14 protein-coding genes are annotated in these 24,366 nt (G+C 53.2%); 8 read left to right on the top strand and 6 right to left on the bottom strand.

Annotated elements, in window-relative coordinates; translation table 11 throughout:
* Positions 1-25: 25 nt before the first annotated feature.
* Both SH287x_RS08680 and SH287x_RS08675 read left to right on the top strand, forming a co-directional pair.
* Positions 26-373 (top strand): transposase, encoded by a 348-nt coding sequence (locus tag SH287x_RS08680; RefSeq protein ID WP_479518307.1) that lies wholly within the window; start codon positions 26-28, stop codon positions 371-373.
* Between the two features lie 228 nt (positions 374-601).
* Positions 602-1,717 (top strand): DEAD/DEAH box helicase, encoded by a 1,116-nt coding sequence (locus tag SH287x_RS08675; protein WP_479518306.1) that lies wholly within the window; start codon positions 602-604, stop codon positions 1,715-1,717.
* A gap of 150 nt (positions 1,718-1,867) precedes the next feature.
* Here the strand turns inward: SH287x_RS08675 and SH287x_RS08670 are convergent, their stop codons facing one another.
* Together SH287x_RS08670 and cobA are read right to left on the bottom strand one after the other, a co-directional pair.
* Positions 1,868-3,979 (bottom strand): redoxin family protein, encoded by a 2,112-nt coding sequence (locus SH287x_RS08670; RefSeq protein ID WP_479518305.1) that lies wholly within the window; start codon positions 3,977-3,979, stop codon positions 1,868-1,870.
* A 273-nt stretch (positions 3,980-4,252) separates the two neighbouring features.
* Positions 4,253-5,920, bottom strand: coding sequence for a uroporphyrinogen-III C-methyltransferase (gene cobA, locus SH287x_RS08665; protein WP_479518304.1), 1,668 nt, complete (start codon positions 5,918-5,920; stop codon positions 4,253-4,255).
* A gap of 428 nt (positions 5,921-6,348) precedes the next feature.
* On the opposite strand from cobA, the gene SH287x_RS08660 reads away from it, so the two are divergent.
* Together SH287x_RS08660 and SH287x_RS08655 are read left to right on the top strand one after the other, a co-directional pair.
* Positions 6,349-7,380, top strand: a complete 1,032-nt coding sequence (locus tag SH287x_RS08660; RefSeq protein ID WP_479518303.1) for a tetratricopeptide repeat protein — start codon at positions 6,349-6,351, stop codon at positions 7,378-7,380.
* A gap of 324 nt (positions 7,381-7,704) precedes the next feature.
* Positions 7,705-9,264, top strand: a complete 1,560-nt coding sequence (locus SH287x_RS08655) for a hypothetical protein (protein ID WP_479518302.1) — start codon at positions 7,705-7,707, stop codon at positions 9,262-9,264.
* 284 nt (positions 9,265-9,548) lie between these two features.
* On the opposite strand, the gene bioA is transcribed toward SH287x_RS08655, so the two are convergent.
* Positions 9,549-10,928, bottom strand: coding sequence for an adenosylmethionine--8-amino-7-oxononanoate transaminase (gene bioA, locus SH287x_RS08650; protein WP_479518301.1), 1,380 nt, complete (start codon positions 10,926-10,928; stop codon positions 9,549-9,551).
* 251 nt (positions 10,929-11,179) lie between these two features.
* Positions 11,180-12,244: a DUF1559 domain-containing protein gene (locus SH287x_RS08645; protein WP_479518300.1), complete on the bottom strand. Its 1,065-nt coding sequence runs from the start codon at positions 12,242-12,244 to the stop codon at positions 11,180-11,182.
* Between the two features lie 377 nt (positions 12,245-12,621).
* Between SH287x_RS08645 and SH287x_RS08640 the strand changes: the two genes are divergently transcribed.
* The 3 genes from SH287x_RS08640 (at position 12,622) to SH287x_RS08630 (ending at position 17,026) form a co-directional block, all read left to right on the top strand.
* The gene (locus tag SH287x_RS08640; RefSeq protein WP_479518299.1) at positions 12,622-14,235 is read left to right on the top strand and encodes a hypothetical protein; all 1,614 of its coding nucleotides are present in this window, start codon (positions 12,622-12,624) and stop codon (positions 14,233-14,235) included.
* A 333-nt stretch (positions 14,236-14,568) separates the two neighbouring features.
* A complete protein-coding gene (gene rsgA / locus SH287x_RS08635; protein WP_479518298.1) occupies positions 14,569-15,696 on the top strand; it encodes a ribosome small subunit-dependent GTPase A in 1,128 nt (375 codons plus the stop codon).
* 313 nt (positions 15,697-16,009) lie between these two features.
* A complete protein-coding gene (locus tag SH287x_RS08630; RefSeq protein WP_479518297.1) occupies positions 16,010-17,026 on the top strand; it encodes a ribose-phosphate diphosphokinase in 1,017 nt (338 codons plus the stop codon).
* 90 nt (positions 17,027-17,116) lie between these two features.
* Here SH287x_RS08630 and SH287x_RS08625 read toward each other — a convergent pair whose 3' ends face one another.
* Positions 17,117-18,145, bottom strand: a complete 1,029-nt coding sequence (locus SH287x_RS08625; protein ID WP_479518296.1) for a zinc-binding alcohol dehydrogenase family protein — start codon at positions 18,143-18,145, stop codon at positions 17,117-17,119.
* A gap of 193 nt (positions 18,146-18,338) precedes the next feature.
* Between SH287x_RS08625 and SH287x_RS08620 the strand changes: the two genes are divergently transcribed.
* Positions 18,339-18,623 carry a DUF493 domain-containing protein gene (locus SH287x_RS08620; RefSeq protein WP_479518295.1) on the top strand — a complete coding sequence of 95 codons (285 nt, stop codon included), beginning with the start codon at positions 18,339-18,341 and terminating at the stop codon, positions 18,621-18,623.
* 117 nt (positions 18,624-18,740) lie between these two features.
* Here the strand turns inward: SH287x_RS08620 and SH287x_RS08615 are convergent, their stop codons facing one another.
* Complete coding sequence (locus tag SH287x_RS08615; protein ID WP_479518294.1) at positions 18,741-24,290, bottom strand: protein kinase domain-containing protein; 5,550 nt, start codon at positions 24,288-24,290, stop codon at positions 18,741-18,743.
* Between the last annotated feature and the right edge of the window lie 76 nt (positions 24,291-24,366).

Genomic DNA, 24,366 nt, shown 5'->3' with positions numbered 1-24,366 from the left:
TTCCAGTTGTCATCTGAGCCGTACGATGAAGAAACGACGCCAGCGTCGCAGTGCGATTGAACCGAAGATCGGCCATTTGAAGCAGGATCATCGAATGGGCCGCTGTTTTCTGCGAGGACAGACAGGCGACGCGATCAACGCGGTGCTGGCGGGTGCGGGAAGCAACCTCCGCAAACTGCTGGGGCGGTTGTTTTTTGCCTGGATTTTGAACGTGTGGTGGGAGTTCACCAGCCGCATCCACCCCTTCGATTTGTGCCGCATGAGTTTTTGGATAACCTTCGGCATCACCAGCCACGCTCAACGCTCACCAAGTGCTCTCCGCAGGTCATGCACGGAGGCGGCGTTTGAGGGCTGTGTTTTTGTCATTGGTTAAACAGAGCGGAAGCCATTCGTGGAATCCCCGTTGCTTTCGGTGCGGTCGGGCGATAGCCTGTCAAGGGTCAAAAAGAATTTGTTTTAGTCAAGACAAGTCTTAGCGAGGGAGACGCGTTGGTTCTCCCGATCTGAATATGAATGAGGTAGTGCTCCCCGGATGGAGACAAAGACTGTTAGTTTTGAAGATATTGGGCTCAGTGAAATTACACTGGCGGCTGTCAGGAAAATGGGATTCGTCAATCCCAGCCCGATTCAGGCCGCCTTTGTTCCGATTGCGATGACGGGCAAAGATGTCATCGGTCAGGCACGCACCGGAACGGGGAAGACTGCCGCTTTCGTTCTTCCCATCCTTGAGCGGATCGATCACTATTCAGATCGCCCTCAAGCGCTGGTTCTCACTCCGACACGGGAATTGAGCCAGCAAGTCGCAGAGGAAGCTGGTCGCCTTTCATTGAAGCATCCGTTGCGATCTGTCTGTTGTGTGGGTGGGCGAAATATCCGACCACAAATCACGGAGTTGCGAAAAGGTTGCCAATTAGTCATTGGTACCCCTGGACGCATCATCGACCTGATGCAGCGCGGTGAACTTGATACCTCGAAGCTGAAAATGGTCGTTCTCGACGAAGCCGACCGGATGCTTGATATTGGGTTTCGTCCTGATATCGAGCGGATTTTGAGAAAGTGCCCAACGGAACGCCAGACATTGCTGCTTTCGGCAACGCTTCCTTCACCTGTCGCCCGGTTGGCCCAGAAGTATATGCAGTCCCCTGAGCGGGTGGATCTGTCAGAAGCCAGCGTCTCCCATAGTTCCATCGAGCAATACTATGTGCCGGTGGATCATGACAGGAAGTTCAGGACGTTAATTCGGCTCCTGGCTCAAGAGAAGCCGCAGCAGGTGCTGGTTTTCACACGCACCAAGCGTGGAGCTGAAGAAGTCTATCGAAAGTTCAATGGTCGCCTGCCGAGAATTGGCTTTATCCATGGTGACCTGTCACAGAACCTTCGCGAGGGCGTGCTCTCCCGGTTCCGAGATGGACGATTGCGTTTACTGATTGCCACCGACGTGATGGGCCGGGGGATCGATATCAGCGGGATTTCGCATATCATTAACTATGATGTCCCGCAAGATTGCGATGACTATGTCCATCGGATTGGCCGAACTGGACGGCTATCGTCCACTGAAAAAATTGGTTCGGCGATTACCTTCGTGACTCGAGAAGAAGGTGATCAACTGACGAACATAGAGATGCGAGTTAATAAAGAACTTGCTCGCTATGAAATTGATGGATTTGAAACTCAGCGACCACGCCAGGCGGCTCGCCATGTCAACGACTTTGTCTGAGACGAGCCACCTTATAAAATGGCGCGTTGAAAGTCGTCAAAAAATGCTTGCCCCAAAGCTGCAATCATGGCGCGCGGATCACTATTTCAAATGGGAATGCATCTGATTTCATGCCCGCTGGTTTAATACCAGCGGGACAGGTCGATTGGGCTATTCCTTTTTAGCACCGGCCAGAACCTTCAGCACTTTGACCCAGTTATTTCGCAATTCCTCTTCGCTGACTCCGCCAGAGTTATCGGCGTCGATCTTTTTGAGCATCTCACGATGTGGGCCCTGGACTTCTTCGAGATCAATCTGCCCGTTCTTATTTCGATCAAGCGTTTTGATCAGTTTTACCGGGCCTTGTTTGGCATCCAGCCAGTCAGTCATGAGATTTCCTTGACCTGCATTGGCTCGTGGAACGGCAATATCAAAATAGCCCAACAGCATTTCTTCCCAGGATTGATCACCCCAGACGACTGTTTTTGATGGGTCAGGATTAGCGAGGTTACCAGAAGAATTGTTGTAGGACGCGGTGCCATACAGCACAGTTCCTCTCGCGATCTTGATCGGCTGTTCGAGGCGATATTGTGTCTGCCAGTTGAAATCGTAGTGAGGGACGTTCAACACAACCTGCTTCTCGCGACCTGGTGCCTGAAGCTCATACTTGAATGACTTTCCTCGCAAGTGCATGTGAGGAGAAAATGACAGCAATTCAAGATCGACTGGGGCTGTCGTCGGGCGAGCTTCGATAATCTGATTATCTTTGTAAGGCTCCAGCCGCAATCGGAGTCCTGCGACACTTTCCGTCTTCACTTCATGGGTGACTTTTGATGGATCGGTGAAGACAAAACCCACTTTTGTGCGATCCTGTTGTGCTTCGCCATTGGGGGTGTAATGAATCTGAAAGATCAGCTTTGATCCCTTGGGGATCCTCTTGGCATATCCCTCGGGAAGCGACTTCAGACGCAAGCCGGGAACATAAGCCACAATAAACTGCTTGTCGTGGTCAAACTTCTTCCCGTCATCGCTCGCAAAGACAATCACGTGATGCACAACGGCTCGATTACCGGGCACAACTTCCGCGCCGGTAATCCACTTGTCTTCAGTAAACCCCGGATCTGCCGAGAAGTATTGATAACGAACCTCTCCCGTCTCTTTGACAGCAAAAGGCTTATCGCTCATCCAGGTGATCTGATCCGGCTGGCGCGATAACTGCCAGCCTTCGGTGAATTGCGGTACGGGAGGTCGGTCAGTGGGATTCCCCTGTGGTGTTCCTTCTTCGACCCACTTGCGTAAAACAGCCAGTTCATCCGGCTTCATTCGTCGTTCATTGAGAAATTTCCCATGCGCAGGATCGGCGTGCCAGGGTGGCATTCGCCCTTCGCTGGTCACTTCGACAATCATTTCCGCCCAGCCGGCGGCTTCCGCAAAATTAACCAGACTGAAAGGCCCGATTTCCCCGGGGCGATGACATTCCACACAATGCGTGTCCAGAATTGGTGCGACGTCTTTGGCCCAAGTGACTTGAGGAGAGCTTGAGGCTTTAGTGAGGCGTCCGATCAGACAACCGATGACTTCCGTTTTAGCCACAGCCACAGGCTTTCCCACAAGAATCTGCTCAATGGCGAGTGCCAGGTCTTCACGAAGCGGTGCCGGACGGGACTTGCCAATCCCATGCTGATCGTCAATTCGCCCGCTGTAACGGATCGAACGTTGAGCATCGAGCACAACGACTTGTGGTGTCCGGTCGGCGCCAAGAACATTCAGCCATTCCTGCCGAGTATCCTTGATCATGGGATAGCTGAGCTTTTGATTTCGGATTTGGGCCTGAATTTCCGTCAATGAATCCTGAGGATTCGCATTCACAGCCATGAAAGCGACCCCTCGTCCTTCATACCGCTTTTTGAGCGATTCGAGTGTTAATGCGTATTGCCGGGCGAGAGGGCATTCCGTTCCCAGAAAAGCCACCACAATGATCGGCTTTTCTGTTGAAAGAGGGGGCTTCCAGGACACTCCCCAGACATCCTTCCAAGGGCCGTCCACACCTTCGAGAAGCTTATCGATGGAGTGACTGGCGGAAGAAGAATTTGATCCAGTGGCTGGCAACACTTGGGCAACAGGTTTGTCGTTCGCACACAGCGGTGCCGCAGCGAACTGCCAAACCAGCAATGTGGCGACACACCCCCACAGAACACAACGACTTCCTGCCGGGTTACCTTCAAACAGGTTACCGGGAAGCTGTTGAAAAGCCGTACCCCATCCGTGGTCTTGTTGCCGCATTCCCGTTGCTCCCAAGAACAATGAATTGGGGATTCTGATTCAATAAGAGGCTTCTACCTGTACCCGGCCAGATTCCGCTCGGTTTCATGCTTTTACAGCACAATCGTCATCGATCCGTCAAGGCACGATGCTGGAAACGCATGAACAATACAACACTTCTGCAAAATCGTACCATGTCAGCTCATCGGTATTTTAGATACCTGTGTTTGGGCAAGGTGTCGACATCAATGCGATTGGCAGGAGACGTCGAGCAGTCGGCTTGCGGGAATCGGCTCAGCCTTCGTCTTCTGACATTGGGGATCGTTCGCCAGGATTCTGACTTGAAGTACCCGTGAGAAATTCAGGCCATGGCCGACCTTCCTTTTTGGCAATCGCCTGGAACAGACCATCCCAGGTGTAAGTCTCCGCTTCGGTAATAACATTCAAACCAACAGCGCGAGCGGCCTCTGCGGTCACGGGACTAATAGCCGCATATTTTAATGACTGACAGAGTTCAGACACGACAGCGGTGTCTCCAGCCGCATGAACCTCAAGTAGCCGTTTCCAATTGCGGGCCATCGAAGGGCTTCCCAACGGCACCCAATCGAGTTGCCTGCTGCGGACCAGTTCCCAGCCCTCGTCTGACCAGACCGCCACATCTTCGTTGCGATAAACGACTGCGGTTTGAACAGTCCAATTGGCTGCCTGTAGCCGCTCAATGATGACATCCCGCCCGCGGCTTGCACGTAGCCACAAGGCTTTTCCCGGTGAAAAGTGCACAGCCAGCTCATCAGCCAATGCTTCGCCACGATATTTTGTGGGAACAAAGTCAGCACGCAAATGCCATCTGGCCAGTTCAGCAGCCGTTGCTGGCCCAATGCAGGCGATGCGTGATCGCCCCAGTTTTCTGCTGTCCAACCCCAATTCCCACAAGCGGCCAAGAAACGCACTGACACCATTCGCGCTTGTGAAAATCAACCAGTCAAACTGATCCAGCTCATTGATCACCGGGTCAATCCCGGCCCAGTCGGTGACAGGCATGGTGGCAATGGTGGAAAGAATTGCTGCTGCGCCACCCAAGCGTTCGCAGGCCAAAGCCGTGGCTTCGGCCTGTGCCTGGGGGCGAGGGATTGCCAGTCGTAAGCCACGTAAGGGCCGATGCTCGAACCATCCCGGAGGTTGCCGCCATTTGACGGCGTCACCCACAATCGCCAACGAGGGAGCGACCAGTTGGGCATCTAATGCCAACTGCGCAATCGTTTGCAGTGTTCCTTCCACAACTTTCTGAAAGGGTGTCGTCGCACGACTGACGATTAAAACCGGTGTGGCGGGAGATTTTCCCGAAGTGATCAAGGCTTGAGAAATGCCCTCCAGTCGGTGCAGCCCCATATAGAACACCAATGTTCCGGGGAAACTGGCCAGTGCCGCATAATCGAGACGTTGTACGTCGCGACGAGGATCTTCGTGCCCCGTCACAAATGCCACTGCTGACGCACATTCACGGTGAGTGAGTGATAATCCGGCGTAGACGGCTGCTGCTGTGGCAGCGGTAATCCCCGGCACTACCTCATAGGGAATCCCGGCAGCTTCCAGGGCAGCGGCCTCTTCACTTCCACGACCGAAGATATAAGGATCACCACCTTTGAGCCGAACAACCGTCTGACCCGCACGGGCGGCTTCAATCAACCGGGCATTAATTTCGTTCTGAGGAACCCAACCGGGATGAGTGCTGATCGCTCCTTGAGTAGGCTCGCCAGGGAGAAGAGAACCAGGGCGCGGCGAGCCAGCGCGACAACTGCGAATCACTTCCCCTCGCGTCCAGGTCAGCAAGAGCGGGTTCGCTAAACCGTCGTATAAAACAAGGTCTGCTTCGCGGAGGCACTCCAGTCCTCGCACGGTCAGCAATCCCGCTTCACCGGGGCCTGCACCAACGAGATAGACTTTGCCGATTGCTGTGGCCATCAATCCTCAGTGTCCGTTTAATGAGTCAATGTCCATGTGATGAAGCAGCTTCTAGTCAAACAGTCTCCCATCAAAAGTCGCGGCGAAATTCAAATTTGCGTGGAATCCCACGAAACTTGCCAGAATCACCACTGAAATTGAGAGACCTCCAGGTGACCATTGCCATTCCTCACGTTATGGTAAACACTCCTCAGAATGGTGTCTGCTCAGAAGCATTTGATACTGCCACAGTCACAGAGATTTGTTCTTTCGCTGGATCACGCTTGTGAAGCAGAACATCTCATTTTGACCGTTCAACAGAGACACAGTCAAAAGAGACATGAGTGACAGTTCAGTGAGAGAATTCCAGTTCAATTAGAGAAATAGAGAAATAGTGCCGTTATTCCAGTGAATACGTTTGGCTGGCCACGGTACGAAAGAATCAATTCATGCCTGATCATGTGCCTCAGCGTCAATCTTCCGATCCTGTAGAAAATGACTCCGTCGAATCGGCCTGGGAAAAGGCACGCAGCGTCAGGCGAGGAGATGTTTCTCCCGGGAGTCACACAGGTTCGTCATTGCATGGCGAAAAAAGCTCGCGTTCAAGGACTTCGCGCCCGTCGACATCTTCTGATCGAAAAGAGTCGACCGGCAAAGAACCTTCTTTTCGTGGTGGCACAAGAAAGCGGGCCTCAGAACAAGGCCAGGGCATCGGCCCCAAGCCGCTTCACGGCAGAGCTTCTTCAGCACGCAAAAGTGGGGCGAAACCAAGCCGCAGGGAGGCAATCGAAGCAATCGATTCGATGAATGAGTCTCTCTCGCGATTGACAGCACCCCAGAATTTTCGGGAAGGTTCAAAAGCTTCTGCGAAAGGAAGTCTGGAACTGGCGCTGTCTCACTTCCGTGAATCGGTGAATCGATCCCCTTCTAATCTGCAGTATCGAAAAACATTGCGGGCCACAGCGTGCCGCAAGCATCGGCAGAATCTCGTAGGATCAGCGACAGCTTCCAGCGTGATTATCCGGCTCATGGTTCTGATTGCTGATGCTCGTCGGAAAAGCGAGTGGAACCGCCTGGATCGACTCGCTGAAGAGGGACTCGCGCTCAATCCCTGGCACGATGAACTTCATGCGGCTGCCGCAGAAGCGTGCCTGGAACGCCGTTACTATGAAGTGGCCCTGTTTCTCGCTGAGACTGCCTGCCTGTTGACTCCCGGCAACAGTCAGTATTCCGACCTATTGCAACGAATTCAGTCTTCCAAACGCAATGAAGTGGTTCCTGCCCAAGGGTCAACAAAAAAGAAAGTTGGCCCCAAGGCTGGCGTGTCAAAGACGACTCCTGCAAACAGTCACGTTGCAAAAAAGACGACAAAGAAAACGGCTAAACCCTTGCTCAAAAAAACGAGTGCTGTACGAGAGACTGCACCAAAAACAAAGTCTGGTAATTCGTCGGGTGCGCCGAAAAAATCAAAAAAATCCTGAGCTGGCGTCAGCGTGGGGCTTCTTCAGGCAAGCTTCTTGAGACCGGCCTGTTGGAAAGCTTATCCGACAACATCGCCAGTAATGAAGACACAGGCTTTAATGTGCGCGCTGGATGCATTTGATAAGAGTTTTCAGCACCCTCGCCAGTAGCATCTTTCGAGGCGTCAGGGAAATGTCTATGCTGACGCCGTCTCATCGGGTTGTGACAACATCTGTGTTGAGTTTGATACCACCATTGAAAAGGCCTGTGTGATGCGCGTGACTGATGTCGATCTGGCCTGCAAACCGTCAGTCTGCGGCAGAGAATCAACTGAATTGGCTCTCATGTCCCGCCCACAGATCAACAATTCCCTGGCCATGTCGCTGGCTTGGATGATTCTTATCGGTGGCCTGATATTTCAGTCTTCCGTGCAAGCAGAAGGCCCAGCGCCAGAAGCTCTCGTCAAGTTGGGAGAGTTGATCCCCGATACGGCCAATCTCGTCGCTGTGATCAGAGTTCAGGAACTTCATGAGAGTCCCATGGGGCGCTCGGCCAATTGGCGACAGGCACACACTTCTGCATTTTTGAACGGAGCAGTGACAGTCCCTTCTAACGCGACAATGCTGGTTCGTGCTGCCCATGTCCAGCCAGATCAGAACCGTGTGGTCTGGGCATTGGCGTTAGGCCAGATGCAAGGGACGTGGACACTGCGCACGCTCAGTCAGCCGACAGGCGGGGTCATTCAGCAGGTCAGTAATCATCCCGTGGTTGTCCTGGGGGCGGAAGCGATTGCCACACAATTGCCGGGCAATCGACTGGCCATTCTTTCACCAGCCTCTCGTCATGATCTTGGTCGATTTATTCGATCGGCAACCAACGTTCTTGCCGGTGGATCGACTGAGAAATCCTGGGCTGAAGAGATCATCAATGCGTCGACCAATCAGGTCGTTCTGGCCATTGATATGCGGGACTCATTTGATCCCGTGGTGGCAGCCAACTATCTGCAATCCACTCTCCCCTTTGCCGGCAAACCCAATGAAGCCCGGATTATGGGACAGATCCTTTCTGACTTACAAACGATTGAATTTGATGTGGATGCGACTAACCAACTGGACATGACGATCAAAATCAGTTTTTCTCGTACACCCACTCGCCCTGCCACTGAATTGCAACAAGTTTTCGTCAACTATCTGAATGATTACGGCTTCCATATCGATGAAATTGAAACGGCTAAGGCCGTACTCAATGGCCGCGAGCTTCGATTGACTAGTCCGATCAGTGACCCCAGCCTTCGCATGGTGTTGTCTCTGATTCAAGGGGTCGGAGCCGGCACACTGCTTCCAGAGGCCCAGTCATCACAGACACCAGAAGAAGCCACGCTGGCCGCTTCGATCGCTTACTTCCAGACGGTGAACCAGATGGTTGACGATCTGTACCGCCAGGCGTCGCGTGGCCACGATTTCCAGCGGGTTGCCTCCTGGTACGATAATTTTGCCCGCCGCATTGATGAGCTTCCGATCCGAAATGTTGACCCGGATCTGCTGCGGTATGGCCGCTCAGTGAGTGCGCGATTACGGCAGATCGGCATGTCACTTCGTGGTGTGAAGCTCGAAATGGGACGTGTGCAAAGTTATGCCGAATACCGGGTCGACGTTACGCCTCCCCATTATCAATGGAACGGCGGCTGGGGTGGTTGGGGATGGGGCGGTATCTGGATGACTCCAGGTTCGGTCAATGTGGAAACAAATTTCCCCGAGATTCGCGGAAAGCAGGCCGATGCGATTGCTCGTGGAACTGTTGAGCGGGAAACCATCTGGAAGTCACTTAACAATGATCGAAATGACGTCCGCCAGGACATGATGAAACGATTCAACGTCGATTTCCTGAACCCGCCACGCCGCTAACATAAACCTTCCCAGCGTCCCCTACCAACGAGCCGGAAGCGTCAGCGACGGACACTCACATTTGTGTTCTCACAATAGGGAGCCACCTGCAACACGAGGAAAGCCGCCTTACCAGCAGACGGACACTGCATTTGTGATCTCACAATAAGGAGCGAGATGGATTCACGAAAAACGTCGATTTCCTGAACCCGCTACGCCGTTAACATAAACTTTCCCAGGACATGCTATCGCAGTTGGTTACTGATAGGGATCGGGGATAAGAATCATTGATGTTGATCAGGTGGTCATAACGATGCTGTGACTTCAGCAAGACTTTCTTCAACGCTTCTGAGTAATTCCCGAACCAGTTCCAGCGGCATGGCAGGGGCGGGATAGATGACGACAGAGTCGCCCAGGTTACGAAGAAGAAGATTTCGTTTCCGGCAAGCGAGCGTCACCTGATGGCCCACACGGTGCTCACTTGCATAACGCTGATAAGGCTGTCGGGAAGCCACCAGATCGATAGCCGCCATGGTTCCCCGATGGCGAATTTCATGAACCTGGTTCATCCATCGAGGAAATTCAACTCGCCAGCGAACAAAGGTTAATCCAAGTAGTTTTTCAATCGCTTGTGCGTTCTCCAATACCCGATGAGTTCGGATTCGCTTGAGAGATGCAATCGCTGCCGCACAGGCTAAAGGGTTTCCTGTGTACGTGTGCCCGTGGTAGAAAGTTCTCCCCTTCCAGGGTGGGCCGGAGAACGCCTCAAAAATTGTTTCTGTTGCCAGTGTGGCTGCCAGAGGCAGATAACCTCCCGTCAAACCTTTGGACAGCACCAGAATATCGGGAACGACTTTTTCATGCTCACAGGCTAACAGTGTTCCCGTTCGTCCAAACCCCACCGCAATTTCATCAGCAATCAGTAACACGCCATGCCGCGACGTGATCTCGCGCAGTCCTTTCAGATATCCAGCAGGGTGGACAAGAATCCCTGCCGCACATTGAACCAGCGGCTCAACAATCACGGCTGCCAGTTGAGTGGCATGCTGTGAAATAACCTCTTCTGTTTGTGCCAGCAGATGGCTCAATGATTCCGTTTTATTGTCACCAAAAGAAGTCTTTGATAACACCGATGCTGGCGATGGGAGCTTGAGGCAAGGGAACGTCAGTCCGCCAAAAAGGCTATGAAACTGATCAATCCCCCCCACACTTACGGCTCCCACTGTGTCGCCGTGATAGCTTTGGTCGAGATAGCCAAAGAGTCGGCGATCTTCTGGCACGGCCTTTTGTCGATGATATTGCCAGGCCATCTTCAGCGCAGCTTCTACCCCCGCAGCACCGCAATCGGTGTAGAAAACCCGAGTCAGCCCCGCAGGCGCTAATTCGACCAGTGCTGCAGCAAGTTCAATCGAGCGATCGTTGGCAATTCCTAGCAACGTGGAGTGGGAAACTCTCCCGACCTGTTCGATGATGGCCTGATCGATCTCGGGAACCCGATGGCCATGAACATTGCACCACAGAGAGGAATGCCCATCGAGATAGCGGCGTCCCTCTTCATCAACAAGATGGAATCCCTCGCCTTCAACAATAATGGGTGCGTTCTCTTCGATGTAAGTCGTCATGGCGGTAAAGGGATGCCAGACATGCGCGTTATCGAGTTGTCGCAAAGAAGGCTCGGTCACCATTCGACGATTTCACCGGGAATTCAAAAGGCTGAGTCGTTCGTATCACAGAGCATTAAAGTCTATCAGGCAGGTGGGAAATTTGCCTGAATGTCTGACGAGCCTCTGTTGGGCGCTGGTACTTTTTTGCAAAGCGATCATTAATAAAAAATGCCGCCTGCCGCAGAACGACAGACAGCATTTCTGAGTTTGATCCAATCACCAACAGCGATTGGCTCGAAGATCGGCTCGAAACTTTTCCCGGTCAAGCGGCCTTAGAACTCGCCAGTCACTTCGTTTCCGGCGCGTGTTCCCAAAGCCCCCCAGATACCATGAGGGCTGGGGCCGCCAAATGTATTCGCTGTCGCGCCCAATGAACCCGAGTTGATGTTATCCGAGACAAATCGGACAGCGCCATCGGCCATCAGAGCATGCGCTCCCCCGGTATGGTAGCTGCTGACCGAGAGCACAGTGCTGGGAGCATCGGAGTTCCCCGTCCCATCGGAAGCGCAACTGGGTGAGTTAGGAGGCAGGATTGAGGTGAAGCCGACGTTTTCTGCTTGTCCATCCGTCCACACGGCGCTGAATCGGGTTTTCACGTTGGTTGAGGTTGTAAAACGGCGATTTGAACTGACAAGAGCCACTGAGCTGACGCAACTACCAGGGTTCGTGGTGATCGTGCCCACGCTTTGGAGTTGACCCAGGCGAATATCCAGATTAGCCGTTGAACTCGCGCTCACGCAACGTTCTGATAAAGCGAGCGTATTGCTGGTTCCGTCGGTAATGTCCCGAATCCCATAACAGGTGTCATAAGCGAACAAGCCGTTGCTGCGGCGTTCATTCAAGTTATTGGTGACCACGTCTCCCATGTTGAATGCGTAATTGCAAAGCCCGCGAGCCGGAGCAGTCCCCGGATCCGAAGGGCATCGCAGACCGGCATAGTTGAGATTGTACGCACTCCAACCGCCCCAGGGAGCCGCACCGCCACGAGGAATTGGAGGTGTCGCTCCCGCATCGCCCGCTTCAATGCGGTTGTAATAAGGGCCTTGATCCATGTATGGCATCAGCGAGATCATCCCCGAACGACGGTTGTAATTGCCGTCGTTTCGTGAGGTGTCACCACCGCCATTCGTCCCTCCTTTGCGGAAGACAAACGTTCCGTACACGTCATGATAATTGTGAAGAGCCAGACCTAACTGCTTCAAATTGTTGCGACACTGTGTCCGACGAGCCGCTTCCCGCGCTTGCTGGACAGCCGGAAGTAACAGAGCGATCAATATCGCAATAATGGCAATAACAACCAACAGTTCAATCAGTGTAAACCCGGATCTGCGGCGCATGGAAACGACCTTTCCAAAAACAAGATGGGATGAGAAGCGAGAGAAAACCAAGAGATGTGAAAGAGAAAACTTCATTGAATGCGGGTAATTACGTTTTAGAGATGTGGTGTAATTACCTACTGTCTCTTTTATCGACTTTTGCTTGTGCGTGCCAGCGGAATTCTCAACTTTGGGATCAAAAAAACTTCAATTGTGCACATCCACTGATCTGACTTAATCTTGCGTCTTGTGGAAAACGTTTTAGCCTTCAAACAGCATCAATGGGTTTTCCCGGAAATGCCAGAACAGTCCTGGTGCGTTTGAGTGCAAGGCATATCTGCACGGAAATCTTTAACAGTCAAACGCTTGTGTCGCTTGGTCAGAGTGAAGACATACCCATGAACGCCTCCTCTCCCGAGACTCCGGCCACACAACCGATTCTTTTTCCCATCGGGCAACTCTGGTTGCTGGCTATCGGAACGGTCTTTGCGCACCTGGCTATTATTTATTTGTGGGCAGGATCCCCTGAGGATTCCCCAGCGCGTCGCGCGAGAATTGCAGATGCGAGGTATGGCCTGACAAACTCTCTACATGATCAGACATTGATCCATGAGACCAACGCCAAAGGCCGGCGCTCTTCATCGCAATCCCATTCGGGTTTGAACGGGATTGGAGATGCCGTTCTGACTTCCACAGAGCCAGCCCCTTTTCGCCCGACAGAAACGCCATTACCGCTCGATGCCACCGACAGTACGGCGAATGGTGCGACAGAAAAGAAAAGTACCACCGACCCCTTGTTGGCAAATGATGCTGAAAACGCCCCTCAAACGAACTCGGTTCCCACCGAAGGCAAGGCCAATCGTTCTCTCTCTCCCAGGCAGCAGGCCGCTCGTCGTGATTTGCGAGAAGCCATTTTGAAGGAACTCCCCACTGCCAGCGAGGAAGAATTAGTGATCTGGATGGATCAGTTTGAAGACGTTCCCCTGCAAGCTGTCAGAGATCTGGTTCGTTTAAGGCAAGAGTTCCCTGTTGCGATGCCCAAACTGAGTAACGATCTGGGATCACCACTAAAAATACTGGAAACGCCTCAAGGTGATTCCGCGATCACACTGTCTCCGACAACTGATGATGCTGGAACTTCTGTCCCAATAGACACACCGGCATTGCCGCAATTGCCACCTCTCGATCCAGGACGAATACTCACTCAGGAGGCACCTGGGCACCTGGAACTGGAGGCCACATCCTCATCACCTTCCCAGGATGAGATGTTACGCACAGGTGACGTCATTGAGACCGTCTCACCAGAGATTCGCCTGTTGCGCCGTGCGCAGCAGATTTTGCGTTCCAACATGTCGCAGGCCACCTCTCTGGGATATCGTCGGCAAGTTGTTGTTCTTGAACCCTCGACAAACGACGAATCGTCGGGTGACCTGATGCCATCACGGCTTCGAATTTTGATCGATCCTTCCCCAGGAAAATGGGCGATCACCGAACGGGAATTGGATGTCGCTATTCAAGGGTATGGCTGGTTTGTTGTGCGCGACGGCGAACAACGCCTGCTGACCAGAAGAGGCCAACTGACTCTCAATGACGATCGGCAACTGTGTGTAATCGCAGGTGGTAAAAACTTGCCACTTGATCCTCCCGTGACGCTTCCCGAACAGAGCCAGCAGATTTTGATCGAAGAAACCGGAGCCGTAAGTTGCCGTGCCGCAGGTCATTCGGAACGAGTCGATGCAGGCCGCATTCAACTGGCAACAATTCGCGACGCCAGTTGGCTTAAACTTGTGCGTGCGGGATTTTTTCAGACCACAGCGGAATCGGGGGCTTTCACGCAAGATTCAGAGGACGCATCCCGGTCTGGAAAGCTGATCGCCGGCCGACTGGAGCTTTCCAATGTCGACCTGGAAACTGAGTTGGAGCGACATCGAGAGCTTGATGACCAGATTTCCGTCCTCCGCACCGCTTGGGAAGAATCACTCTCAAGATTGAACTGGCAGCGGTCACCATAGTGGTACGACCACTCTGTCCTGATCGGTTGTTGAGCTTGTCCGCAGGCTTGTTGGCCTGCTCGCCACTCCTGGCTTCACCTGCCAAATCAGAAGGGAAGCTTCAATAGTTTGCTGTGACCGATACTTCGTCGACATCCTGCAGTGTGCTTGCTCCTTGTGAATCCGAGAGAGCTGAGCCACACTGATGCTTTAGGCATCGATCAGCGATGTCTACTGACGTCGCTGCGCCTTAATGATCGTGGCGTGATCGGCAGTGATCATTCCTGAACCTTTTTGCCAGCCACGACTCTTTTTCTGAGAGATGTCGTCGCCTTCTGAATGGACTGTTTGTACATGGCGAAAAAGCCCAAGCCACAATTGCGGGCCGACCTGCTGAAAAACCGCAGTTCGCGGAGTCGGAAAAACGACTTCACCCGCGATATGGAGGTTGATGCTGATCGCGTGATGGACATGCGGGCCACCGAGCGGGTTCGTGGCCGCAATGAAATGAGCCGTAAACGGACTGTCCGCGGAGCTTCGATCCAGGGCGACCATATCGTTCTGGAGATTGATACTTCCAAAGCACTTTTCGGCCGGGTGCTTTCCTCTGTGGGTTCGACTCAATGCACGGTTCAGGTCGAAGATGGCCGTCGATTCATGTGCAGTGTCCGACGGATTGTCCGCACAATGGCGCGGGAAACGCGGAATGCCGTGGCTGCGGGTGATCGTGTCTGGATCACCACCTCTGATGAGAAGACCGGCGTGATTGAACGCGTGGAGCCACGACAGGGCGTTCTGTCACGTGGTCATCAAAATCGGCAGCATGTGCTTGTCGCAAATGTCACGCAGATGCTGATCGTTGGTTCGGCGTCCCAACCAAATCTCAAACCCGCGTTAATCGACCGGTTTCTGGTTAGTGCTGGCAAAGGTGATGTCCACCCGATCGTCTGCATCAATAAGATTGATCTGGTTGATCCCGTAGAATTACAACCAATCATCGGGTGGTATTCGCAGATTGGTTGTGACGTGGTCATCACCAGCGTCACCAATGGCTATGGGATTGATCGTCTCCGCTCGCTCCTTCAAGGAGAGCAAACTGTCTTTGCCGGGCAGAGTGGTGTAGGAAAATCCAGCCTGCTCAATGCTGTCCAGCCGGGGCTTTCACTCAGTACCGGCATCGTGAGCGACGTCACCCAGAAAGGAAAGCACACCACCCGCTACACGCAATTGCTGGCTCTGCATGGAGGCGGTTGGGTGGTTGATACTCCGGGTATCCGGCAAATGGAACTCTGGGATGTGCGTCCAGAGGAAATTGAAGGCTATTTTGTTGAGTTCCGCCCATTCGTTGCCTTATGCCGCTATCCCAATTGCCGGCATTATCGTGAAGAAGATTGCGCGATCCAGAGAGCCGTTCAAATGGATCTCATCCCACGACTCCGCTATGAGAGTTATCTGCGGATGATGCTTGGCGACGATGCCTGATCAGACAACGATGGCCTCGTCTCTGGTTTCCACAGCAATTGCCGGTTTTCAGAAAAATCGCAATCGGCAATAATCTCCAGAATGACATCCCGGAAAAGGTCGACAACTGACCTGAAAACTGCGACAACGGTGCGACTGCCAAAACATCGTATGTGTCATGTGGCACCTTTCTGAGAGAAACGCCCGCAAGCAGCACCATTGGGGCCTCCCTTTCTCTTCGTCAAATGCTCACTGACAACTGCGCTGATTCACTGACAATGCTGGTTCATTGACGATGACCGGTCATCAAGGATGACTGGGGAGAATTTGGAACATGTCACATTTCCGATCCAATCTGGAAGGCCCCCGTGCCATTCCTTTTCAGGCTCCCCAAGGTGACTTGGCCATTCTTGCAGGGACAGCGAATCCGCTTCTCGCTCAGCATGTCGCCACCGCATTGGGAGTCAGCTTGACCCCTTGCCGGGCACACGTCTTCAGCGAAGGGAATGTCTTTGTCCGCATCAAGGAAAATGTTCGCGGTAAAGACGCTTATATTATTCAGGGATGCCACTTCCCGGTGAACGACAATTTCATGGAACTCCTCTTCTGGATTGATGCCCTGCGCCGGGCCAGTGCCCAGAATGTGACAGCCGTGATCCCGTTCTTCAGTTATGCTCAAGGTGACAAGAAAGATGAGCCGCGGGTTTCGATCCGTGCCCGCGTGTGTGCAGATGCCATTGAGGCCGCAGGTGCTGATCGAGTTCTGACGATGGATTTGCACAGTCCTCAGATTCAGGGGTTTTTCCGTGTGCCGGTGGATCACCTCTATGGGCGACAGGTACTGGTTGAACATTTTCAGAAATTGAATGTTCCCGATCTGGTGGTTTGCAGCCCGGATGTGGGATTTGCCAAAGGCGCAGCGGCCTATGCCAACCTGCTGGGCACGCCGGTCGTCATCGGCAACAAGCAGAGGACGGACCATTCCGAAACTGTTGAAGTTCTGGAAGTCATCGGCGACGTGAAAGACAAGAACGTCCTGCTGGTCGATGATCTCGCGATTACCGGACGCTCACTGATCGCCATGGCCGAAACGCTGAAAAGGCGAGGGGCGAAAGACGTCTATGCGGCTGTCTCTCATGCCGTGCTCTCAAAGGGCGCCGGTGAACGTATCGCAGCCAGTCAGATCAAGCAGATGTTCGTGACCGACACTATTGAGAACTCCTTTGACCCGCTGCCGCCCAACGTCCAGGTCATCACCGTGGCACCACTGTTTGCTGAAGCCATTCGATCCATTCACGAACGCACCAGCATCAGCATGCTCTTTCCTGATGGAAAATCCTCCTGCCGCTAATCCCTGTTCCGGCGTATGTGACCGCGTATGGACAATGCTTGTCCGTCAACGAATGGAAAACTCTGCCGCCACACTGACCCGGAAACAGGTCTATTCATCCAGATCAATAACGGCCTTGATCGCACCGGTTTCGGGCCGGGTGAACTTCTCAAATTCGTTGATCACGTTGCTAAAGGGAACCGTGTGAGTAATCCACGGTCGCGTATCAATCTGACCCGCTTCGATATGACCAATAATGCGGCTGAAGTCTTTAGGCATGGCGTTGCGTGAACCCATAATCGTCATTTCCCGGCGGTGCATCAGCGGGTGAGCAAACGACAGCACATCCGTCGTAATTCCCACATAGACCAACCGCCCCGTATGTCCCACATACTGAAGCGCATGGGACATGGACTTGGCAGATCCAGTGGCATCGATGACAGCCATCGCCAGGTGGCCGTTGGTCAGTTCTTCCAGCTCTTTCAACTCTCGCCCATCTCCGGTTGCAAGAATCGTGTCATTGACGTTCATCACGTTTTTGCAGAAATCGAGCCGTTGGGCATTCATATCCATCACGATGGTTCGTGCCCCGGAAAGCTTCACAAATTCGATGACGGAAAGCCCAATCGGGCCGGCTCCAATCACCAGCACATCTTCTCCCGGCTGTGCCATTGACCGATCCACCGCATGGCAGCCAATCGCCAATGTCTCAACAAGTGCTAACTGCTCCCAGGATAATGTTTTGGCAGGATGAAGCTTCCGTGCAGGAACGATGAAACGCCGACGGAGTCCCCCATCGGTATGAACTCCCAGCACTTTGAGTTCTTCACAGCAGTTTCCCCGACCTCGTGAGCTGGCAAAGCTCTGGGGATTGTTGAGATATGGCTCGACAGAACACCGGTCTCCTGTCTGGATATTGGTCACTCCCTCACCGACCGCCAGAACCTGAACTCCCAGTTCGTGACCGGGAATACGTGGATAGGAAAAGAAGGGCATCTTCCCGAGATAACCGCTCAGATCGGTGCCGCAAATTCCCACGCGATGGACTTCAATAACAGCTTCGCCAGGAGCAGGTTCGGCAACCTCAGGGATTTCAATAAATCGAAATGACTTGGGTTCAGTCAGTTGAAGAGCGCGCATCTTCAGAATTCCCAATAGACTCTTGGTGATGATCACGTGGACATGGCAACGATTTCAGTGAACTTGAAAGCGTCAGAGATTGTCACTCCCTGTTAGACTACTGGAGCTTCAATTCTGATTTGACAGGTTAAGCAATAATCTGTGAGCAGGCCAATCACGTTTGTTGATCATTGCATTGAGGAATCATCATTTCATGGAAACATTGCCCGCCCTGGAATTGTTGGAAGCCATGCACACTTTTCCGTGTGTCTTCACCTTCAAGGTGATTGGCAAAGCCGAGGACGACTTCATCAACCGTGTTTTGGCTGCGGTTCAATCGGAACTGGATCACCCACATGTTCCCCAGCACTCAGTGCGCGAGACTAAACAGGGAAGACATATCTCGCTGACAGTCGAGCCACACGTAGGAAGCTCCTATCAAGTGCTCGCCATTTACCGAAAGATTCAGTCGGTCGAAGGGTTGGTCATGCTCTTTTGAGCACACCCGAAAGGACAACATCGCCAATGTCCATAAACATCTGACAAAACGGCTTGCGCAGATTTCAAGCGTGAAATGCTGCTCATCCAGCGGCATCAAAGGTTTTGTCAGAGCTTATTATCGTACCAGCCGATGGGCCAGAGGAACCGCAGGGTTCGGAATTGTTCGATTCGTCAGACCAGTAGTCTTCAAAGGAGAAACCGGCGACTGAGTCGCATTCTGCGGTTTTTCGTCCCACTCCCGTGCAACCCAGATAATAGCCGTGCCATCCCGGCTTCCCGTCAGAATCTGGCGGCCATCTGGTGAAAACGCGACACTGGTCACATCTTGTGTGTGCCGCGAAAGAGTGAGAATTTCGTTGGCTGTTCTTGTATCCCAAAGCTTAACCGATTCGTCCTGGCTTCCTGTCAGGAGTCGTGTGCCATCAGGAGAGATGTCAACGCTCGTTACAGGAGCCGTATGCCCCGCCAGTACGAAAAGCTCTTTTCCCGTAGCGAGTTCCCACAAGCGAGCCGACTTGTCTTCACTCCCGGTCAGCAACAGCTTGCCGGATTGACTGATTGCCGCTGTCAGAACGGGCCATTCATGCCCTTTGAATGTCTGGAGACACTTTCCAGTTTCCGTATCCCAAAGCCGTGCCGTCTTGTCGGAAGAAGTGGTCACAATTTTTGAGCCGTCACGACTGAAAATCGCCGATCGCACCCGACCTGTATGCTCAGCCAGCACTTTCACAACCTGAGGAGGCGTGGCCTTCCAGTTCCAAAGTTTAGCGGTTCCATCATCACTTGCCGTTAAAACAAATTGACCATCAGGAGAAAACTCGGCCATGTTCACAGCCGAAGTATGTCCTCCTTCCAGCCTCACGAAGGAAGCCCCAGTGGTAGCATTCCAGATCTTGACGGAGTTATCCCAGCTCCCCGTAACAATCCACTGGTTATCTCGTGAATAGCGAGCCGATGCCACAACACCATTCGGGCTGAACGTCATCATTTCCTGCCCATTGCGCAGGTTCCACAATCTGGCATCCGTCCCACCAATTGTCATCAGGGTTTCTGGTTGTGGGCCAAAAGCAGCCGCCCACAGCAGGCTACCATGACTCTTGAGATCAATCGCCATCCCTCCCATGCCTTCGGGGAGCAGTTTCATCGACGGAATTTCCAGCAATTCAGCCCGGCGTGTTTCCGAATTGGCAAGGGCCAGTAACTTTCCATCTCGTGAAATATCAAGCGAATTCACCACCCCCCGCGCAGGTTGATACTCACCCACAATTTGCGAGTTTGCCGTCGACCACAGTCGAATGACACGATCCGCAGCGCTGGTCGCCAATTGAAGACCATCCGCAGAAAGCGACATTGTGAGAACGCTTTCCGGATGCTTCATGACCGCCGTGCGAACTTCGGACATTGTCGCCAGATCCCAGACAGCCACCGTGTTGTCGGCACTCGCGCTATATGCTTTTCGGCCATCCGGAGAGAAAGCGATCTCCTGAACCCGGCGAGAGTGACCATCCAGCTTTCCCAGCACTGATCCATTATCGCGATCCCAAAGGATGATCTTGCCGCGAAGGTCACCGGAAAGCACCAATTTCCCATTAGGAGAAATGGCAATCGCAGAAGGTTCATGCTGATGGCCAGTCAGTTCTCTGACAATCGAATGATCTGTCAGACTCCACAGGCAAACCGCTTTGTGATCACTACCGGTTACCAGCCACTTCCCATCTTTAGAAACAGCCATGGCCGCACTCCGACCCGTATGTTCAAAGAGCTTTTGCTGTGTCCCTGTTTCGACTTCCCAAAGGCGTACGGTGTTATCAACCCCCGCTGTCGCCAGCCTTTTGCCCGCATCAAAGAAGATCGCGCGGGAAGCCAGAAACTCGTGGCCTTCCTTCAACTGCAATTGACGATGTCCCGTCGAGACATCCCAGGTGCGAGCCGTTCGATCTCGTCCGGCCGTCACAATGGATGCCTGATTGGGTGCCCATGCCGCAGACAGCACCGCGTCTTCGTGCCCTTCAAAGACACGCCCACTGAGGACCCGGAATTCCTCATATTTTTCCGTACTCCATTCGCAAACAGTCGAGTCGTAACTGGCCGTCAGAATACGGCGATCTCCTTCGCCAAACTCACTCGCACGAACCCACCCATCATGCCCGCGCAAGGTCAGTGAAAGCCGCCCTTGTGGCAGTTCCCAGAGCATGGCCGTGTTATCCTGCGCTCCGCTCAGCAGCAACGCCCCATCCTGGGAGAATCGCAGCGAACGGATGGCTCCCTGATGGCCTGTCAATATCTTGGAATTGGTCGCATTCTCGTTCACCGAAGATAAAACATCAGGTGTCTCGCTTGCGGCTGTTTCTTCTGCCGCTTTACGGAAGTCAAACGGCTTGATCGCCACGGGATCCCAGAACTGAATCTTCCGGTCGTAACCGCCACTGGCAATAAATCGGCCAGTAGGATCGAACGATGCGGTATAAACAGGCCCTTCGTGCCCGGTAAACGGAGGGAATTGCCGGCCAGACATCACATCCCACACCAGAACAATTCCATCCTGCCCCGCAGAAACAATTCGTTTTTCATCGGGAGAGAAGCGGGCCGACCAGACCCACCAGTTATGTCCATTATAAGTACGAATCAGACGGCCAGTCTCGACATCCCAGAGCTTGATCGACTTGTCGTACGATGAACTCAGTAATGATTTCCCATCTCGTGAAAACTGCACCGATAAAACACCATCTTCATGCCCGGAGAACGTTCTGACCGGATGCCCGGTTTCAATGTTCCAAAGCTGTAAATAAGCTCCGGCCTCACTTCCTCCCAGCGCCAGCATCGGACTGCCAGGCTGGAAAGCCACCGCATGGACATATTGCCCTTTTGTCTTGAAAACTTTCAGCGGCTGGCCATCTTTCAATTGAAAGATTCTGGCCGTTCCATCCCAGCCACCCGTTGCAAATCGCCCGTGAGAGTGGTCAATCGCCAGAGCATCCAGCGGCGATCCTGCCGAAATCTGCTGTGATTGCTGACTGCATAAGTGCATCAGCCGGCCCCACTCCCAGTTTCGCAAATAGACAGGGCAATCCAGCAGCAGCTGTTTAGCAGTTGCAAATGCGTTCTCGTTGATCTTGGCCGATGCCAGACCAATTCTGGCAATATAGGCTTCATATTCTTCGCTGGCTTTGGCCTTTTCAGCGGCAATTCGAGCCAACTCCGCTTTGGCACGCTCGCTCTCGGAAACAGCCTGAGCTTCACGGGCCTGCAATTCAGCCGTTTGGGCAGCCGTCCTCGCTGTAATGGCCTGTTCTTTCGCAAGTTCCGCCTCTTTGCGACGAACTTCCGCATCATCACGAGCCAGCTTGGCTTCCCCTTCGTTCTTGATTGCCACATCCCGCTGCTTCGTAGCATCAGCTTCAGCAAGCATCGCCCGATTGGCTTCAGCTCGAATCCAGAAAAACGCGATGGTCACAATAATTGCCACTGCGCCGGCTAATATCGAAGCCGTTCGCCGCAACAGACGAATGCGCTGTTGCCGTCCTTCCCGCTCAGCGACGGCTTCATCAATCAGTTTGATGAGTGGCTGATGGTCGGCATCCTTGGAGTGCAGTAACGATTTGGCGAGATCGTAGTCGCCTTTGTCGATGGAAAACTGGGCATAAGCCAATCGGGCTTTGCGTTCTCCCTGCTGAGCCGTCAGGTTGCCATTCCACAAGGCCACGGCTTCTTCAAAACCGAACAAAGCTTTGGCATAACCGTCATACCCACCCAGGCGATGGGCTTCGATCAGATCTTCCTCGGCACGAAGTGCCATCTGCACACTCTCAGAGTGCGAGAGATACTCTCGAATCGCCGACTGAAATTCTGTGACCGTCTGATGACGATCTTTTGTCTCAGTGGCCATGGCTTTACGAGCAATGTCGACGAGTTCGCCATCTTTTTCTGTCGCAACGATCTCATTTCGAGCCGCTGCCATCAGGCATTTCATGGCGGTCTTGCCAGCATGCGGCGGCAGCCCCGTCAAAATCTCGAAAAGAATCGCCCCCAGCAGATAGACATCACTTTGTGGTGTGACTTTAGTAATCGGGCCAGTTGCCATTTCCGGCGCCATATAGGCCGGTGTTCCGCCCATCGTCGTGTTTTCGACGATACTGTCCTTCCGGCGGAAAGCAGCCGATGGCTGGGCCAGACCCCAGTCCATCACCAGCACTTCACCGAATTCACCCAGCATCACGTTTTCGGGCTTAAGATCGCGATGAATCACCCCGCGTGCGTGAGCAAACGCCACTGCGTCTGCCACTTTCATCAGAATCTCAAGGTTCTCAAAAAGTGATTTCTTGCCGATCACCTTCAGCCAGGGGGTTCCCTGGACTTTTTTCATGGAATAAAACAGCGAGCCATCACGAGCCGAACCCACATCGTATATGGGCACAATATTAGGGTGTTCCAAATCCCCCGTGACCACAGCTTCTGCCAGAAACTTTTGACGCTGCCGCTCATTCTTGGCTGATTGCGCCTTCAGCATTTTCACAGCGACTTCGCGATCCACCGAAGTTTGCCGGGCTTCGTAAACGATGCCCATGCCCCCTTCGCCCAGCACCTTGATGACCTCGTATTCGGCCTGGTCATTCCCAACCTTTGGCCCTGGGCCATGAGTCAAAGCGCGATGCTTGATCACCAGCGTCTGTCGCGGGCCTGGAATGCGTTTGACATCCCGTCCTTTAAGCGTCATCCCTGGCCGGGCTTCAGGACTTTCCGGCTCATCTCCCCAGACCGAAGCCACAGTTTTAAGAATCGCCTCAGGAACCTCATCAGAGACAAACGTCGCAGCAGTATCTCCAGACTCCAGAGCATCCAGATCAGTCCCAACGATTGTCCGGCCAGCTTCTTCTCGTTGATCCAGAACCTCCTGCGCCTGATCATCAGCCACATACGTCGCCATGTAACTGTCAGCCTGCCCATCATCGTGCGACTCGATATTGGCCAGTGTCCGCGCGACTCCTGCTGCACTATCCCCTTCGGTCAGGAATTCTCCGGAAAAATCATCAGAGATCATTGTCTGGTCAGGAGGGCCAGAAAGATCCAGCCCCGCTTCTGTTTGCAACCGATCTTCTCTGCCGTTGCCCTCTTGACTATCTGCTCCTTGCTCAGATGATTCCTCACCTGAAAGAAAGGGGACAATATCATCTGAATCCGCGAAAAAGACAGAGCTGTCGGCAATCACCATTGTCCGTCCACCCTGATCAAGCTCATCAGGTGTCGGATAGCCGCTCACGGGAGGGCGGTTCAAGCTGCTATCGCTTGAATTTTCTTTAGGATTAACGGCCTGACTTTTCAGGGGTGGCAGTGTGTCTCGAGTCACAGGGACTGCAGCAGCTGATCGAGACAATTCTCCTTTTGCCGATAAACCCGTCGGGCCATCACCCGGCTTGTTCTGAACACCTGGTTTGTCGAAAGGGCCAGCGTTTTTCTCGGCTTCAGAGTCCTCTTGTGAGCCGGAACGTGACGATTCATCCACATCGGATTCAGCCATGCCAGGATCGGAGAGCATGGTGTCGAGAGTGTCGCTGTCCGTCTCCTCTCGATCCAGGTCAATGCTCAGTCGGTTATGACAGCGCGAACAGACCCCCGAGACGAGATCTTCGCCTGGCACGCGCGCATCACAAACCGGACATCTCAGCATGGCCCGACCAACCCCAACTGGTGATAATCACCAGTCATTACGCATCACCACCCCTCGACCGATGACACGTTCGTCA

The organism is Planctopirus sp. SH287 (assembly GCF_056500625.1).
The sequence above is the reverse complement of the archived record's forward strand: the minus strand, read 5'-3'. Positions and strand labels throughout refer to the sequence as shown.